This is a genomic window from Protaetiibacter mangrovi, from assembly GCF_024752305.1.
GTDB lineage: Bacteria > Actinomycetota > Actinomycetes > Actinomycetales > Microbacteriaceae > Homoserinibacter > Homoserinibacter mangrovi.
In genome coordinates this window covers 246914-262311 of the sequence record NZ_JANTHX010000005.1, presented here as the reverse complement: position 1 = coordinate 262311, position 15398 = coordinate 246914, and the positions used below count along the sequence as shown (strand labels likewise).

Annotated in this window: 20 protein-coding genes and 2 tRNA genes; 11 read left to right on the top strand and 11 right to left on the bottom strand. The window is 71.5% G+C overall.

Annotation, left to right across the window (positions count from 1 at the left end):
- The first annotated feature begins 106 nt into the window (after nucleotides 1–106).
- The 3 genes from NUH29_RS06155 to NUH29_RS06145 all read left to right on the top strand — a co-directional run bounded on the left by NUH29_RS06155 (nucleotide 107) and on the right by NUH29_RS06145 (nucleotide 2144).
- A complete protein-coding gene (locus NUH29_RS06155; protein ID WP_258798148.1) occupies nucleotides 107–706 on the top strand; it encodes a hypothetical protein in 600 nt (199 codons plus the stop codon).
- 71 nt (nucleotides 707–777) lie between these two features.
- Nucleotides 778–1548 carry a YcnI family copper-binding membrane protein gene (locus NUH29_RS06150; protein WP_258798147.1) on the top strand — a complete coding sequence of 257 codons (771 nt, stop codon included), beginning with the start codon at nucleotides 778–780 and terminating at the stop codon, nucleotides 1546–1548.
- Nucleotides 1545–2144, top strand: coding sequence for a copper resistance CopC family protein (locus NUH29_RS06145; RefSeq protein WP_258798146.1), 600 nt, complete (start codon nucleotides 1545–1547; stop codon nucleotides 2142–2144). Before NUH29_RS06150 ends, NUH29_RS06145 begins: the two co-directional genes overlap by 4 nt.
- Nucleotides 2145–2196: 52 nt before the next feature.
- Here NUH29_RS06145 and NUH29_RS06140 read toward each other — a convergent pair whose 3' ends face one another.
- Together NUH29_RS06140 and NUH29_RS06135 are read right to left on the bottom strand one after the other, a co-directional pair.
- Nucleotides 2197–2868 (bottom strand): ATP-dependent Clp protease proteolytic subunit, encoded by a 672-nt coding sequence (locus tag NUH29_RS06140; protein WP_258798145.1) that lies wholly within the window; start codon nucleotides 2866–2868, stop codon nucleotides 2197–2199.
- A 26-nt stretch (nucleotides 2869–2894) separates the two neighbouring features.
- The gene (locus NUH29_RS06135; RefSeq protein WP_258798144.1) at nucleotides 2895–3485 is read right to left on the bottom strand and encodes an ATP-dependent Clp protease proteolytic subunit; all 591 of its coding nucleotides are present in this window, start codon (nucleotides 3483–3485) and stop codon (nucleotides 2895–2897) included.
- A gap of 253 nt (nucleotides 3486–3738) precedes the next feature.
- Between NUH29_RS06135 and NUH29_RS06130 the strand changes: the two genes are divergently transcribed.
- A complete protein-coding gene (locus NUH29_RS06130) occupies nucleotides 3739–4218 on the top strand; it encodes a tetratricopeptide repeat protein (RefSeq protein ID WP_258798143.1) in 480 nt (159 codons plus the stop codon).
- Nucleotides 4219–4367: 149 nt separating this feature from the next.
- Here the strand turns inward: NUH29_RS06130 and NUH29_RS06125 are convergent, their stop codons facing one another.
- The 3 genes from NUH29_RS06125 to NUH29_RS06115 form a co-directional block, all read right to left on the bottom strand.
- On the bottom strand, nucleotides 4368–4883 hold the full coding sequence (locus NUH29_RS06125; protein ID WP_258798142.1) for a DUF1697 domain-containing protein: 516 nt from the start codon (nucleotides 4881–4883) through the stop codon (nucleotides 4368–4370).
- Between the two features lie 104 nt (nucleotides 4884–4987).
- Complete coding sequence (gene tig / locus NUH29_RS06120; protein WP_308445751.1) at nucleotides 4988–6373, bottom strand: trigger factor; 1386 nt, start codon at nucleotides 6371–6373, stop codon at nucleotides 4988–4990.
- 39 nt (nucleotides 6374–6412) lie between these two features.
- A tRNA-Pro gene (locus NUH29_RS06115) sits at nucleotides 6413–6487 on the bottom strand.
- A gap of 132 nt (nucleotides 6488–6619) precedes the next feature.
- On the opposite strand from NUH29_RS06115, the gene NUH29_RS06110 reads away from it, so the two are divergent.
- The 3 genes from NUH29_RS06110 to NUH29_RS06100 all read left to right on the top strand — a co-directional run bounded on the left by NUH29_RS06110 (nucleotide 6620) and on the right by NUH29_RS06100 (nucleotide 7706).
- Nucleotides 6620–6805, top strand: coding sequence for a hypothetical protein (locus NUH29_RS06110; protein WP_258798141.1), 186 nt, complete (start codon nucleotides 6620–6622; stop codon nucleotides 6803–6805).
- 85 nt (nucleotides 6806–6890) lie between these two features.
- Nucleotides 6891–6964 (top strand) — tRNA-Gly (locus NUH29_RS06105).
- 46 nt (nucleotides 6965–7010) lie between these two features.
- Entirely contained in the window at nucleotides 7011–7706 is a 696-nt protein-coding gene (locus tag NUH29_RS06100) for a Pr6Pr family membrane protein (RefSeq protein WP_258798140.1), read from the top strand.
- On the opposite strand, the gene NUH29_RS06095 is transcribed toward NUH29_RS06100, so the two are convergent.
- Both NUH29_RS06095 and NUH29_RS06090 read right to left on the bottom strand, forming a co-directional pair.
- On the bottom strand, nucleotides 7643–8896 hold the full coding sequence (locus NUH29_RS06095; RefSeq protein ID WP_258798138.1) for an MFS transporter: 1254 nt from the start codon (nucleotides 8894–8896) through the stop codon (nucleotides 7643–7645). The two genes, NUH29_RS06100 and NUH29_RS06095, sit on opposite strands and share 64 nt — an antisense overlap.
- Nucleotides 8893–9498 (bottom strand): winged helix-turn-helix domain-containing protein, encoded by a 606-nt coding sequence (locus NUH29_RS06090; RefSeq protein WP_258798137.1) that lies wholly within the window; start codon nucleotides 9496–9498, stop codon nucleotides 8893–8895. The genes NUH29_RS06095 and NUH29_RS06090 overlap by 4 nt, the downstream gene beginning before the upstream one ends.
- A gap of 84 nt (nucleotides 9499–9582) precedes the next feature.
- Here NUH29_RS06090 and cmtR point away from each other — a divergent pair, with 84 nt between their 5' ends.
- Nucleotides 9583–9927 carry a Cd(II)/Pb(II)-sensing metalloregulatory transcriptional regulator CmtR gene (gene cmtR, locus NUH29_RS06085; RefSeq protein WP_258798136.1) on the top strand — a complete coding sequence of 115 codons (345 nt, stop codon included), beginning with the start codon at nucleotides 9583–9585 and terminating at the stop codon, nucleotides 9925–9927.
- A 210-nt stretch (nucleotides 9928–10137) separates the two neighbouring features.
- Here the strand turns inward: cmtR and NUH29_RS06080 are convergent, their stop codons facing one another.
- Together NUH29_RS06080 and NUH29_RS06075 are read right to left on the bottom strand one after the other, a co-directional pair.
- Nucleotides 10138–10689: a dihydrofolate reductase family protein gene (locus NUH29_RS06080; protein ID WP_258798135.1), complete on the bottom strand. Its 552-nt coding sequence runs from the start codon at nucleotides 10687–10689 to the stop codon at nucleotides 10138–10140.
- Nucleotides 10690–10711: 22 nt separating this feature from the next.
- Nucleotides 10712–11212: a winged helix-turn-helix transcriptional regulator gene (locus NUH29_RS06075; RefSeq protein WP_258798134.1), complete on the bottom strand. Its 501-nt coding sequence runs from the start codon at nucleotides 11210–11212 to the stop codon at nucleotides 10712–10714.
- Nucleotides 11213–11400: 188 nt separating this feature from the next.
- Here NUH29_RS06075 and NUH29_RS06070 point away from each other — a divergent pair, with 188 nt between their 5' ends.
- From NUH29_RS06070 to NUH29_RS06060, 3 genes are all read left to right on the top strand, one after another.
- Nucleotides 11401–12483, top strand: coding sequence for a fatty acid desaturase family protein (locus tag NUH29_RS06070; protein WP_258798133.1), 1083 nt, complete (start codon nucleotides 11401–11403; stop codon nucleotides 12481–12483).
- 115 nt (nucleotides 12484–12598) lie between these two features.
- Nucleotides 12599–12805: a cold-shock protein gene (locus tag NUH29_RS06065; RefSeq protein ID WP_258798132.1), complete on the top strand. Its 207-nt coding sequence runs from the start codon at nucleotides 12599–12601 to the stop codon at nucleotides 12803–12805.
- Nucleotides 12806–12975: 170 nt separating this feature from the next.
- Nucleotides 12976–13158, top strand: coding sequence for a DUF2510 domain-containing protein (locus NUH29_RS06060; RefSeq protein WP_258798131.1), 183 nt, complete (start codon nucleotides 12976–12978; stop codon nucleotides 13156–13158).
- A gap of 198 nt (nucleotides 13159–13356) precedes the next feature.
- Here the strand turns inward: NUH29_RS06060 and NUH29_RS06055 are convergent, their stop codons facing one another.
- Complete coding sequence (locus NUH29_RS06055) at nucleotides 13357–13995, bottom strand: response regulator transcription factor (protein WP_258798429.1); 639 nt, start codon at nucleotides 13993–13995, stop codon at nucleotides 13357–13359.
- A gap of 15 nt (nucleotides 13996–14010) precedes the next feature.
- The gene (locus NUH29_RS06050) at nucleotides 14011–15363 is read right to left on the bottom strand and encodes a sensor histidine kinase (protein ID WP_258798130.1); all 1353 of its coding nucleotides are present in this window, start codon (nucleotides 15361–15363) and stop codon (nucleotides 14011–14013) included.
- Nucleotides 15364–15398: the final 35 nt, after the last annotated feature.

Genomic DNA, 15398 nt, shown 5'->3' with positions numbered 1-15398 from the left:
TGGGTCTCTCCGCATTTCCCGTGTCGGCGCGCCGCCCCCGGTTCGCGTGGCACGCGTTCGCGGGACGCGACTGGGTGCGCGGAGCCTCTCCGACTACCCTGGAGGCATGACGCCGCGCGCCTCCCGCCTCCTGCGCGGCACCCTGCTGGGCGGCGTCGCGACCCTGCTCGCCGCCGTCTCGCACCTCGTCGGCGGCGGCCCGGCACCGACGGGCATCGCCCTCGTGCTCGGCGGGGTCTTCGCGGGCGCCGTCGGCACGATCGCCGTCGGGCGGATCGTCGCCGGACGGCGCGTCGGTCTGGTGCGCACGATCACAGCGGTCACGATCTCCCAGCTCGCGTTCCACCTCGTTTTCTCGCTGCTCGGCTCCGGCGCCACGGTCACCGCCTCGGGCGGCCATCACCACGAGCTGTTCGCGCTCGTGAGCGACCCCGCGGCGGCCGTGGCCCAGGGCGGTGCGGCCATGTGGCTCGCGCACCTCGTCGCCGGCGCGCTGACGGTCGGCTACCTGCGCGGACTCGAGTCGCGTGTGTGGGCGGTGCTCGCGCGCGTCGGCGGGTTCCTGCTGCGCGTGCTCGGCATCCGCACGCCGCGGCCCGCGAACCGACGCCCGAGGCCCGTCGCCGGCCGCCGCGACATCCCGGTCTCCGAGACCCTCCGCACCGCGATCTCGCGGCGCGGTCCCCCGCTCGCCTCCCGCGTCTGACGTCGACGGTCCTCGCGGCCGCGCGTCGGCGCGCCCGCAGACCACCTCATCATCCCTTCGTCAGGAGAACCATGTCCCGAACCATCCGCCGCGGCCCCGCGGCGTTCATCACTCTCACCGCCGCTACCGCGCTCGCGCTCGCGGCACCCCTCTCCGCGAGCGCGCACGTCACGCTCGCGGAGAACACGGCGGCCCCCGGCAGCTACGCCCTGCTGACCTTCAAGGTGCCCACCGAATCCGAGTCGGCCTCCACCGTGTCGCTCACCCTCATGCTGCCCACCGACACGCCGTTCACGAGCGTGCGCACCGTGCCGATCGCCGGCTGGAGCGCCGAGCTCGTGCGCACGACGCTGCCCGAGCCCGTGACCGTCGGCGAGACGCAGATCACGGAGGCGGTCACGAGCATCGTGTGGACCGCCGACGACGGCGCCGGCATCGGCGTGGGCGAGCTGGGGCTCTTCCCCGTCTCGCTCGGCCCGGTGCCCGACACCGGCTCGATCGTGCTGCCCGTGGAGCAGGGCTACAGCGACGGCAGCACCGTCTCGTGGAGCGACACGGGCGAGGGGGCGGAGCACCCGGCACCCGTGCTCTACGTGAACGACGCGCCCGTCGCCGACCACCACGACGACGGTGACGACGACGCGGCCCCCGAGGTGACGAGCGAGCCGGAGGCCGACGGATCCGCCGCCGGCGCATCCGGCACCGACGTCGTGGCGCGGGTGCTCGGCGTCGCCGGGCTCGCGGTCGGCGCCGTCGGCGTCGCGCTCGCGGTGGTCTGGCGGCGGCGCGCCGCGGATGCCGCAGCCGGCCCGCGCGACCCCGGAACCGGCGGTGCGGCGTGAGCCGCCGCCTGCGGAGCCTCGTCGCGGCGACCTCGGTCGCCGCCGCGGGGCTCGCCCTGGCCCTGGTGGTGGCCCCCGCGGCCGAGGCGCACAGCGTGCTCGTCGACTCGACACCCGCCCCGGGCGCGACGCTCGACACGCTCCCCGACGCGTTCTCGGTCACCTTCGACGAGACGCTGCTCGCCGACGCGGGCGACGCGGCCTTCGCGATGCGGATCGTGAGCGCGGACCGCCGGTACTACGGCGACGGCTGCCTCACGATCGTCGACAACACGATGTCGACGGACGCGGCGGTCGGGCCGGCCGGCGACTACACCGTGGAGTGGCAGGTGGTCTCGGCCGACGGGCATCCGGTGGGCGGGGAGATCCCCTTCACCTGGACGGGCGACGCCACCGCCGAGGGGTCCGCGCAGCCGGCCGCGTGCGGCGCCACGGCGACCCTGAGCGCGACGCAACCTCCCGAGCTCGACGCGGGTCATCACGACACCGACACCTCGGTCGACATCCCGCTCGGCGACGTGCTGTGGATCGTGGGGGCCGTGCTCGTCGTCGCGATCGCGGTGACGGTCGCGCTCATCGCCACCCGGCGACGCTGAGCCCGCACGACGACGGCCCCCGGTCCATGACCGGGGGCCGTCGTCGTCTCGCCTACGCCTTGGTGAGCGCGGGCAGGGTCTTGCGGCTCGAGAGCACCTGGTCGATGAGGCCGTACTCGAGGGCCTCGTCGGCCGACAGGATGCGGTCGCGCTCGATGTCGGCGTTGACCTCCTCCTGCGTCTTGTTCGAGTGGCGCGACAGCGTCTCCTCGAGCCAGGTGCGCAGGCGCAGGATCTCCTTCGCCTGGATCTCGATGTCCGAGGCCTGACCGCGGCCGGCCTCGCCGACGGCGGGCTGGTGGATGAGCACGCGCGAGTTCGGCAGCGCGAGGCGCTTGCCCGGGGTTCCGGCGGCGAGGATCACCGCGGCCGCGGACGCCGCCTGGCCGAGCACGACCGTCTGGATCTGCGGGCGGATGTACTGCATGGTGTCGTAGATCGCCGTCATCGCGGTGAACGAGCCGCCGGGGCTGTTGATGTACATGACGATGTCGCGGTCGGGATCCATCGACTCGAGCACCAGCAGCTGCGCCATGACGTCGTCGGCCGACGCGTCGTCGACCTGCACGCCGAGGAAGATGATGCGGTCCTCGAAGAGCTTCGCGTACGGGTCCTGGCGCTTGAAGCCGTAGGCCGTGCGCTCCTCGAAGCTCGGCAGGATGTAGCGCGAGCTCGGCATGCGAGAGGCCAGGTCTCCGCCGGCCATGAAGGTGGGGGTATCCATCTGTCTGTTCCTCGTCTCTCTCGCGCTTACTTCTTCACGTCCGTGCCGGCGCCGCCCACGACATCCGCCGCCGAGGCGCGGATGTGGTCGACGAAGCCGTACTCGAGGGCCTCCTCGGCCGTGAACCAGCGGTCGCGGTCGCCGTCGGCGTTGACCTGCTCGACCGTCTTGCCGGTCTGGTCGGCGGTGATCTGGGCCAGGCGGTTCTTCATGTCGATGATGAGCGCGGCCTGGGTCTGGATGTCGGAGCTCGTGCCGCCGAATCCGCCGTGCGGCTGGTGCAGCAGCACGCGCGCGTTCGGGGTGATGTAGCGCTTGCCCTTGGTGCCCGCCGTCAGCAGCAGCTGCCCCATCGACGCGGCCATGCCGATGCCGACCGTGACGACGTCGTTCGGGATGAACTGCATCGTGTCGTAGATCGCCATGCCCGCCGTGATCGAACCGCCGGGGCTGTTGATGTAGAGGTAGATGTCGCGCTCCGGGTCCTCCGCGGCGAGCAGCAGCAGCTTCGCTGCGATCTCGTTCGCGTTCTCGTCGCGCACCTCGGAACCGAGCCAGATGATGCGGTCCTTGAGGAGGCGGTCGAAGACGCTCGGCGTGAATGCCGGTTCTGCCATGGGAGGAGCTCCTTGTGTCTGTGTCGGACGCCGGGTCGAGGCCGGGGCCCCGGGGGTCGCTCACGAATCTACCGGCGCGCTTTCGACGACCCGGCCGTGTTCGCCCTGGGCAGAGTCGCGCGCCGCGTCCGCCGGGGGCGGCACCGCCACTGCGAGAAATGCAGGAGATACTCGCCGCCGTCGGCGCCGCTGCCGGAGATCCGGGGTGCCGAGCGGAAGACTCCTGCATTTCTGAGGCGAATACTGTGGACGGATGGAGTGGCGCGAGCGGATGGCGGCCGTCTGGGCCGCGGCGGAGCAGTTGGACGACGCCGAGCTGGTGCGGCGCATCGACGAGATCGCCGCCGAGCATCCGGATGAGCCGCTCGCGCTGTTCGAGCGCGCGGGCGCCCGCGACTCCACGGGCGACGAGGCGGGAGCCGAGCAGCTCTACCGCGCGGCGCTCGCCGCCGGCCTGCCCGAGTCGGAGCGCGCCCAGTGCGTCATCCAGCTCGCGAGCACCGTACGCAACCTCGGGCGCCCCGAGGAGTCGCTCGAACTGCTGCGCACGGAGTTCGTGGGGCGCGCATCCGACGACGAGTACGCGGATGCCGCCGTCGCCTTCGCGGCGCTCGCCCTCGTCGACCTGGGCCGCCCGGTCGAGGCGGTGTCGGCGCTGCTGCACGCGCTCACCCCGCACCTGCCCCGGTACCACCGCTCGGTGCCCGCCTACGCCGACGCGCTGCTCGAGTGACCGCCCCCCTGCCAGAAATGCAGGAGATCCGCCGCCGATGCCCACCGCATCCGGGTTCGGCGGCTTCCCCGCCGGAGTTTCTCCTGCATTTCTGAGGTGAACGGATGCGCTGAGGCCGGCACCGGTCGCCGGCGCCGGCGCCGTCGCGGCTAGCGCAGCAACTTGTCGAGGGTGTTGATGTTGCGGCTCGTGAGGTGCGGCTTGTAGGCGGCCTTGCCGATCGCGGTGCCGAGTTGCGAGTCGAGGGTGTCGCCCTTGGGCACCGTCCAGTAGACGACGCCGTCACCGGATGCGGCGCTCTCGTGCGCGGGGTCGAGCTCGAGCTCGAGGATGCGCGCCTGCACCCCGCCGTCGAGCACGAACAGCACGTAGTCGTGCCAGCCGTCGCGCCCGCGCTCGAACGGGTAGGCGTCGACGATGGTGCGCAGCGCATCCGTCGACATCACGTGCACCCAGGCGTCGTAGCCGAAGCGCTCGCGCAGGGCGGCCTCGACATCCGCCTTCACCCGGGCGGCGGATGCGTCGCTCGTGACGAGCGCGTTGCCGCTCGCGAGCACCGTGGTCACCTCGCCGTAGCCGAGCCCCTCGAGCAGCTCGCGCAGCTCGGCCATCCGGACGGTGACGCCGCCCACGTTGACGCCGCGCAGCAGGATCACGTACCGCATCACGTCACCCTACGCCCGTGCCCGGGCACGCGTGAGGGGTCGCAATCTGCATCCGACACGCCGTGTTCGGTGCAGTTCGCGACCCCTCATCGAGAGCTCGGAGCTCAGTGCTGGTGACCCTCGTGGTCGTGGTCGTGGTCGTCGTGGTCGTGGTCGACGCCGACGAGGTCGGACTCCTCGATGATCTCGGAGTCGTCGTCGCCGTCGCCGAGCACCGTCGCGGTGAGGGCGGAGACGTCGACCGCCTTGCCCTTCTCGTCGACGACCTTCGCCTTCGACAGGGCGACGGCGATCGCCTTCGAGCGGGCGACCTCGCCCACCATCGCCGGGATCTGGCCGGAGTTGCCGAGCGCCTGGATGAACTCGCCCGGCTCCATGCCGTACTGGGCGGAGGCCTGCACGAGGTAGGAGGTGAGCTCGTTCTGGCTGACCTTCACACCCTCGGCCTCGGCGATCGCGTCGAGCAGCAGCTGACGCTTGAAGACCTTCTCGCTCTCCTCGGCGACCTCGGCGCGGTGCACGTCGTCTTCGAGGCGACCCTCGTTCTCGAGGTGGCGGTGCACCTCGTCGTCGATGAGGCCCTGCGGAACGGGGATCTCGGCCTTCTCCACGAGCAGCTCGACGAGCTTGTCGCGGGCGGCGGCGGCCTGGCCGAACTCGGCCGACTTCTCGAGCTGCTCCTTGATGTCCTTGCGGAGCTCGCCGATGGTGTCGAACTGCGAGGCGATCTGGGCGAAGTCGTCGTCGGCCTCCGGCAGCTCGCGCTCCTTCACCGAGATGAGGGTGACGGCGATCTGGGCCTTCTCACCCTGGTGGTCGCCGCCCACGAGCTCCGACTCGAAGGTCGTCGACTCGCCCGCGGTGAGGGTGTCGAGCGCCTCGTCGATGCCCTCGATGAGCTCGCCCGATCCGATCTCGTAGGAGATGTTGGACGCGGTGTCGATCTCCTCGCCGCCGATGGTGGCGACCAGGTCGAGCTGCGCGAAGTCGCCGGTCTTGGCGGGGCGGTCGACGGTGACGAGCGTGCCGAAGCGGGTGCGCAGGTTCTCGAGCTCGTTCTCGACCTCGTCGGGGCCGACCTTGGCGGTCTCGACCTCGACCTTGAGGCCGTCGTACTTCGGCACCTCGAACTCGGGGCGCACGTCGACCTCGACGGTGAAGACCAGGTCGCCGGTGAAGTCCTTCTCGCTGGGCCAGGTGGTCACATCCGCCTCGGGGCGACCGAGCGGGCGAACCTTCTCCTCGGCGGCGGCGTCGCGGTAGAAGCGCTCGAGGCCCTCCGAGACGGCGTGGTTGAGCACCTCGGCGCGGCCGACGCGCTGGTCGATGATGGGCGGCGGCACCTTGCCCTTGCGGAAGCCGGGGATCGAGACCTGCTCGGCGATGTGCTTGTAGGCGTGCTCGATCGACGGCTTCAGCTCGTCGGGGGTCACGGTGATGGTGAGCTTGGCGCGCGTGGGCGACAGCTTCTCGACGGTCGTGCTGACCATGGGGGATGTCTCTCCTGGTGTTGTTTCGCTGATGTTCCGTCGGGGCGACAGGATTTGAACCTGCGACCTCCCGCTCCCAAAGCGGGCACTCTAGCCAAGCTGAGCTACGCCCCGGTCATGCCGGGTCCTGCAGCCGGCGCTCGGGCGGTGACGGAAGCGATCCGGCCCGAAAACGGCCTCGCATAGTCTAGCCGCGATCGGGCGTGCCTTCGCCCGGATGTCGGACGCCGGGCGCACCATGTCCTCATGGCGAACATCGACATCCACGAGATCCGCGCGTTCGAGCCCCGCTGCCTCGACTGCGGCGAGACCGGACCGATCGAGTCGAGCGCCTTCTGGGCGATGTCCTGGGAGGAGGCGCACGTGTGCGTCGCCGCCCGCATCGACGGCGAGACGGCCGAGCTGGTGGGGGTCGCGCGCCTCAGCGCGTGACCGCCGGACCCGACCCAGTGCGCTGACCGGAAGCACCTCTCCCCTGCGTTAGACTCGCGTGGTTGCGCCGTGCATATGGCGCTCCGGGGATGTAGCTCAATGGTAGAGCCTCAGTCTTCCAAACTGATTACGCGGGTTCGATTCCCGTCATCCCCTCCACCCGCCTCACCTGCCGCCTCCCAGCCGCAACGCGCACACTGAGGCGATGACGTCCTCGTCGCGAAGCCGGATGCTGCTCGCGGCGCGGATCTGGCACGGCGGCATCCTCGCGGTGATCGTGTTCTCGCTCGTGGTGCGGGTCGTGCTGATCGTCACCGCCGACCCGTTCGCCGAGGCGCCGGGCGTCTCCCCCGCGGCGCGCATCGTCGAGCGACTCTGGAAGCTCGCGAGCTACTACACGATCGAGAGCAACATCGTGGTCGCGATCGTGTGCGCGCTCATCGTCGTGCAGCCGCTGCGCGGCGGGCGGCTCTGGGAGGTGCTGCGCCTCAACTCGCTGCTCGCGATCACGGTCACGGGGATCGTGTTCGCGATCGTGATCGCCCCGAACGTGCATCCGACCGGATGGCTGTTCGTCGCCACGGTCGGCCTCCACTACGTCACGCCGTTCGCGACCGCTCTCGGCTGGCTGGCCTTCGGGCCGCGGCCGCGGTTCCGCTGGTCGACGGTGCTCTGGGCGTATCTGGTCGCGGTGGCCTGGCTCGTCTACATCTTCGGGCAGGGGGCGCTCACCGAGTGGTACCCCTACCGCTTCCTCGACGTGGCGGGGGTCGGCCCCCAGCCCGCGCTGCTCGACGCGCTCGTGCTCATGGCGATCGCGCTCGGCTGCGTGCTCGGCTACAAACTGCTCGACGCGGTGCTGCCGAGCGTGTGGCGCTCGTCGCCGAGGGCCGGCAGGTAGCACAGCGCCCCCGCCAGACTGAACACCCCCGCGGCGATGAACGCGAACGACGGCGAGGTCGCCTCGGCGAGCGGACCGAGCACCAGCAGCGCCACGCTCGAGGTGCCGCCGGCCACCATCGAGTTGAGCGACAGCACGACCGCCCGGTTGCCGGCGCTCGCCTGGCGGTGCAGCAGCGCGCTGTGCATCGGCCCGGCCGCACCATGGAAGAGGTACACCACCCCGTAGGCGGCGATGAGACCCACGGGTCCCGCGGCGACGCCCATCACCACTACGAACGCGCCGTTCAGCAACCGCGCCAGGATCGCGGTGCGCGCCACCCCGATCCGCGCGGCGACGACCCCCGCGAGCGCCGACCCGACCGCGAACAGCCCCCACGCGGCGGCCGAGGCGGGGCCGAACAGCGCCGCCGCGAGCGCCTCCGTGCCGAGCAGCTCGGTGAGCCGCACGGGGGTGAGCACCTCGAACGCGATCATCGCCACGCTCCAGAACACCTCGACCAGCACGAGACCCCGCAGCACCCGGGAGCGGCCCAGCACCGCGAACCCACCCGCGAGGGTCGCCCGCAGCCCCACCGACTCGGACGCCGCCCGCGTACGCGGCGCCTCGTGCACGAGCACCGCCACGAGCACCAGGTTCACCACCATCACCGCGATCGCCACCAGGTACGGCAGTACGAGGGGCGACCACGCGGAGAGCGGATGCCACGCCACCAGCCCGCCGCCCGCCAGCGCACCCAGGGCGATCGCCACCCCGAGCGCGGCGCCCGCGCGACTCAGCCCCCGCTCCACCGGGTGCGTCGGATCGTCGGCGTGCACGGCGTCGACGAACCACGCCTCGAGCGGGCCCGAGTCGAGCGCCCGGTAGAGGCCCTGCAGCAGCATCGCGAGGGCGAACATCCAGAAGCCCTGCGCGGTCACGAAGATCCCCGCCGAGACGATCGCGATCGCTCCCGCCGCGAGCAGCACAGGACGCCGGCCGACGGTGTCGGTGAGACCGCCCGTCGGCACCTCCAGCAGCACCACCACGATCCCCTGCACCGCGAGGATCACGCCGAGCTCGGCGAGCGTGACGCCGCGCTCGAGCGGCAGCAGCACCGTCAGACCGAAGACGAGGCCCACCGGCAGCCACCGGGTCACGACCAGCAGCACGAGCCGCCGGTCCGCCTGGCGGGCGGTGATCGGCGTCACGCCTCCCCCGCATCCGGCGCCTGCAGCTCGACGGGCCGCATGAAGCGCGAGACGTGGATGCGGCGGGCGCGCGCATCGCCCCGCCCCGCGCTGCGGTAGCGGTCGACGACCGCCTCGATCTCGCGCTCCATGTCGGCCAGCTGCTCGGGGGTGACGAGCAGAACGGCGTCGTCGAGGCCGAGCTGGTCCACCCACTCGGCCGGCCAGGTCTCGTTCACGTCGAGCCACTGCTCGGCGCGTTCGGCGTGCTGGCGCACGTAGTCGCGCTGCAGCCAGCCGAGCGCGGTGCGGGCATCCTCGTCGGCGGCGAAGTCGGAGTCCGCCCAGGTGTGGCTGTCGGTGGAGGCGCGCCACAACCGCCGCTTGCCGACCCCCTCCTCGGTGTCGACCACCAGCCCCACCGATTCGAGCGCACGCAGGTGGTAGCTCGTGGCGCCCGTGTTGGTGCCGAGCTCGGCGGCCAGCTCGGTGGCGGTGGCCGCGCCGTGCAGGCGGAGGCGCCCCAGGATGCGGGAGCGCAGCGGGTGGGCGAGCACCCGCACCGCGCGGGCGTCGAGCCGCATGCCGGTGTAGCCGCCGGGGGTCGAATACGCGTCGCTCATGGCGCGATCATCGCATGCACAGAACCTATGCACAAGTTCTCTGCATGATTCGCGATAGGTCAGCCGTCGCTGTATAGTCATCGCATGCTGACCCGTGCGACCCGTCTCGACGTCGTGAACCGCCTGGGGCGGGCGATGGCCGACCCGACGCGCTCGCGCATCCTGCTCAGCCTGCTCGACGCCCCGGGCTACCCCGCCTCGCTCGCGCGCGACCTGGAGCTCACGCGCTCCAACGTCTCGAACCATCTCGCATGCCTGCGCGACTGCGGCATCGTCGTGGCCGAGCCGGAGGGCAGGCAGACGCGCTACGAGATCGCCGACCCGCACCTCGCGCTCGCGCTCGAAGCCCTCGTCGCGACGACGCTCATGGTCGACAGCTCGGCACCGTGCGAGAACGGCGCGTGCCCCGTTCCCGGATGCTGCGCGTGAGCACGAGCACCCATCGATCTCCGGCGTGCGAACGGCACGCCGGCACCGACCACCCGCCGACAACGGGTGGAGAGGGAGGCGATCATGACGGACTGTTGTGATGGCAGCTGCTGCGGCAGCGAGTGCGCCGAGGCGTGCTCCTGCTGCTGACGGAGCCCCACCGAGCCCCCGACCGGCATCCGGTCGGGGGCTCCCCTCAGCTCGCGCCGCTCACCGCGCGGCGTAGACCGACAGCATCCCGGGGCCCCGCGCCTCGGTCGAGACGAGCCGCACCTCGACGCCCGCGGGGAACAGCACCCGCCCCGCGCCGAGCGCGATGGGGAAGGTGAGCAGCCGGTACTCGTCGACGAGGTCGGCCGCAGCGAGCGCCGTAACCACCGACTGGCTGCCGATCACCGCGACGTCGCGCTCGCGCGTCGTCGCGCGCACCCAGTCCTCGAGATCGCCCTCGATCGCCGACGAGTTCGACCACGCGTCCCGATCGATGGGGCGGTGGGTCGCGACGGCCTTCGTCGCGTCGTTCATGAGCTTCGCGAAGGCGTTGTCGCGCGCCGGCCAGAGCGTCGCGAAGTGCTCCCACGTGGTGCGGCCGAACAGCAGCACGCCGTCGGTCATGACCTCGCCGAGGTCGAACTTGTCGCCGTCGATCCCCGCCGGCCCGTAGCGCATCGCCCACCCGCCGAACGGGGTGCCGCCGCGACCGTCCGGGTCCTCGACGACGCCGTCGAGCGTGATGAACTGCACCACGATCGTCCTGCCCATGATCCCTCTCCTCCGGCCGCGGTCAGCCCGCGTGCCTCATCCGATGCCGCTGCAGCAGCCGCGCGGCCTGCTCCTCGGGCATGCCCGGGCCGGGCAGCGCCTCCACGTCGTCGGCGTCGTCGAGCACGCCGCACTCCTCGCAGACCAGCCGCATCCGCACCGGATGCTCGCCCCCGTGGTGCCGGTAGAGCACCGGTTCGCCGGCCGGCGCCGCCCAGCGGTCGCCCCACTCGGTGAGTGCGATGAGGGCCGGGGCGAGCTCGCGGCCCCGGGCGGTCAGGCGGTAGCGCGGGGACTCGTCGCCCCCCTCGGCGAGGCGCTCCATCACCCCGGCGCCGACCAGGTGCTCGAGCCGCGTCGCCAGCACGTTGGTGGCGATGCCGAGGCTGCGCTGGAACTCGACGAACCGGGTCGAGTCGGCGAACAGGGCGTTGCGCATGATGAGGAACGTCCACCGTTCCCCGAACACCTCGAGGGTGCGGGAGATCGAGCACACCTGCGTCTCGTAGCCACGACCCAGCATGCTCGGACGCTACCCGCAACCACTTGCATCATGCAAGCGAAACATCCGGCCGAGACTCACAGCCCATCGGCATACGGCGCGGGGTAGGCTGAGGCAAGTCGACAGGCGATCTGCCCCTTGGCTTTCCATCGGCCCGCTCGGGCCGCCAAGCGGACGGACCAGTCATCTCCTCCACCTCTTCGGCGTTCGTGCCGGGGCGTCTCCGCGAGACGCAGCCGCGCACGGGTGACGCCATCGACCCCACCCGTACCTTCACCCAGATCGCCCACACGATCCGCGAGTCGGGTCTGCTGCGCCGCAGCGGATGGTTCTACTCGCTGCTCGGTGCGGGCCTGCTGCTCGCGCTCGGCGGTGCGATCACCGGATTCGTGCTGCTCGGCGAGAGCTGGTTCCAGCTGCTGATCGCCGGCGCGCTCGGCATCATCTTCACCCAGGCCGCGTTCCTCGCCCACGAGGCGGCGCACCGCCAGGTGCTGTCGTCCGGGCCCGCGAACGACCGGCTCGGGCGCATCGTCGGCGTGCTCGGCGTCGGCATGAGCTACCAGTGGTGGATGACGAAGCACACCCGCCATCACGCGAACCCCAACCGGATCGGCAAGGATCCCGACATCGAGGTCGACGTGGTCGCGTTCACCCCCGAGTCGGCGGCCACCCAGCGGGGGCTGTTCGCGTTCATCACCCGTCGGCAGGGCTGGCTGCTCTATCCGCTGCTGCTGCTCGAGGGCGTGAACCTGCACTACCTGTCGGTGCGCTCGCTGCTCGAACGCCGCAAGGTGGAGGGCCGCTTCCTCGAACTCGGGCTGTTCGCCCTGCGCTTCGCCGTCTACTTCGGCGTCGTGTTCTGGGTGCTGCCGCTCGGCATGGCCTTCGCCTTCATCGGGGTGCAGCTCGCGGTCTTCGGCCTCTACATGGGCAGCTCGTTCGCGGTGAACCACACCGGGATGCCGATCATCCCCGCCGATCAGAAGCTCGACTTCTTCACCAAGCAGGTGCGCACCTCGCGCAACATCTCCGGCGGCTTCTGGGCGTCGGCCCTGCTCGGCGGACTCAACTACCAGGTGGAGCACCACCTCTTCCCCAACATGGCGCGCCCGCACCTGGCGCGCGCCCGCACGATCGTGCGCGAGTACTGCGCCACGCACGAGATCCCCTACACCGAGATGAACATCGCCCGCGCGCACGCCGCGGTCGTGCGGCACATGCACGAGGTGGGGCGCGCCGCGCTCGACCCGTTCACCTGCCCGCTTCTCGCCCGATACCGGCGCGCCTGACGCGCCCCAGGACGTCCGGGCCGGCTCGCCGGAACGGATGCGTCCGCCGCCTCCACCGAGGTCGCATCGCCCAGGGCGGTGTCCGGCGGACGACGACAATATGAAGGAGAACAGAATGACCACCGGAACCGTGAAGTGGTTCAACGCCGAAAAGGGATACGGCTTCATCGCCCCCGACGACGGCACCGCGGACCTCTTCGCCCACCACTCGGCGATCGCCGGATCCGGGTACAAGAACCTCGAGGAGGGCCAGCACGTGCAGTTCGACGTCGCGCAGGGCCCCAAGGGTCTGCAGGCGGAGAACATCTCTCCCGTCGCCTGACCTCGCACGGACGGCCCCTCCTCCGAGAGGGGCCGTTTCCGCGTCCGGGGGGACTTCCCGCATTCGCGAGAATTTCCCATTGCGCCCCCGAATGGGGGGCAGTACCATCGGCTCAGCCGCACCGCTCTCCCCCTGCCGCGGCGTGACCCGATCCCCCCAGGAGCGACCCCATGACCGTCGTGAACCCCTCCACGACCGCAGCCCCCGCCGGCTGGTACCGCGACCCCCTCGGCATCCCCCAGCTGCGCTGGTGGAACGGCATCGCCTGGACGAACCACATCCAGGAGAACCGCGCCGAGGTGCCGTCGTGGACGAGCGACTTCGCTGCGACCTCCCACTCGTCGGTGGCCTGACCACCACCGTCACCGACTCCGGCGCATGCCGGACCCCCGGGTACACCTGCTGATACCCAAAACCGATAGCCGGCCCGCCTGACGGGTGGGCGTGCCGACTATCCGTTGACGCGCGGGCGTCGATCTCCGGATCCGCCCGCGCGTCAACTCCCTGATCTCGACACGCGCGCGTCGCGCGCTACTCGATCACCTGGTGGGTCAGCGCTGGAGCCAGGCGACCACCGCGAGCACGCGACGGTGGTCGGTGCCGGAGTCCTCGAGCCCGAGCTTCGCGAAGATGGCGGTCACGTTCTTCTCGACCGCCCCGATGCCGATGAACAGCGTGCGCGCGATGGCCGCGTTGCTGCGCCCCTCCGCCATGAGCTGCAGCACCTCGCGCTCGCGCGGGGTGAGCGAGGCGAGCGGATCGTGGCGACGGCCGATGAGCTGCGCCACCACCTCGGGGTCGAGCACGGTGCCGCCCGCCGCGATGCGGTCGACCGCATCCGTCAGGTCGTCGAGCGAGGCGACGCGGTCCTTCAGCAGGTAGCCCACTCCCCCCGAGCCGGCGCCCAGCAGCTCCTGCGCGTAGGCCACCTCGACGTACTGCGACAGCAGCAGGATGCCGGTGCGCGGCAGTTCGCGGCGCAGGCGGATCGCGGCGCGCACCCCCTCGTCGCGGAAGGTGGGCGGCATGCGCACGTCGAGCACCGCGAGGTCCGGCTCGAGCGCAGGTGCGGCGGCCAGCAGCGCATCCGCGTCGCCGTAGGCGCCCACGACCTCGTGTCCGGCCTCCTCCAGCACCCGCACGAGCCCCTCGCGCAGCAGCACGGAGTCGTCGGCCACCACCACCCGCACGCTCACGCCCCCAGGCTAGGACACCGAGCCGGCGAGCTCGCCGGTGACGGGCAAGTGCGCGATGACGTGCGTCGGTCCGCCGGGCGGGCTCTGCACCTCGACCGTGCCGCCGAGGCCGCGCAGTCGCTCGTCGATCCCGTCGAGGCCGTGCCCCTCGAGCGACGTCGCCCCGCCGACGCCGTCGTCGGTCACCACGACGTCGAGCCAGACGGCGTCGGTCTCGGGGATGCGGCGCAGCTCCAGCCGCACCCAGGCGTTCTGGGCGTTCGCGTGCTTGGCGACGTTGGTGAGCGCCTCGGCGGCGATGAAGTAGGCGTTGCGCTCGAGCTCCGGCGGCAGCTCGAGGTCGGCGGGCAGCAGCGACTCGACGTGGGTCGGCTGCGGCGCCCGCACGGCGAGCGATTCGAGCGCCGGCACGAGTCCGCGGTCGAGCAGGATCGGCGGCGCGAAGCCGCGGGAGAGGGCGCGCAGCTCCTCGAGTGCCTCCTTCGACTGGGCGCGGGCCTGCGCGATCAGCTCCCGGGTGGCCTCCGGATCCTTGTCGAGCTGGCGCTCGGCCGAGGCGAGGTCCATCTGCAGCCGCACCAGTCGCTGCTGCGGGCCGTCGTGGATGTCGCGTTCGAGGCGGCGGAGCGCCGTGCCCTCGGCGGCCACGGCGGCGCTGCGCGACGCGGACAGGTCGGCCATCCGCACCTGCAGCTCCTCGGACCGGAACGCCGAGAGCATGCCGCGCGCGACGGCGTGGTGGATCCAGGTGAGGCCGTGCGTGACGAAGGGCAGCGTCACCAGGAAGACGACGCCGATGACCGTCACGATCGCGATGTGGGTGACGGGGCTCTGCAGCACCGCCGGGACCGCGACCCCCTCGTCGACGAGGTACTGCACGAGCCGTGCGAAACCGCCCGACTCGTCGCCGAGGAACGGCGCGTAGACGGCGAAGAACGTGCCGCCGAGCCCCGCGGACAGCCAGGTGATCGTGATCGACCAGCTGACGATGCCGATGAGCGGGTTCACGAGCGAGCCGTGCAGCAGGTACAGCCAGTAGTGGCCGTCGATGAGCGGGGCGAGCAACTTGCCAAGCGCGTTGCCGCCGCGGGCGGCGCGATCCCAGCGCGGCGGGGTGATCGCCGGGAAGAGCGCTCCGCGCAGCCGCCAGATCTCGAGGATGCCGAACCCGCGGGCGACGAACAGCGCCCCGAGCACGATGAACGCGCCCACGAAGATCGGGATCATGCCGATGCCCGTCCAGAACAGGGTCATCAGGATGCTCAACGCGGCGACGGTGATCGGCAGCAGGGGCAGCAGGTAGCCGAGCTCGGGCAGCACGCCGATCCAGTACCTGCCGTAGCCGCGTCGCGTCTCGTTCATGGCACCAGCATCCCGGATGCGGCGTGGCGGCGGCA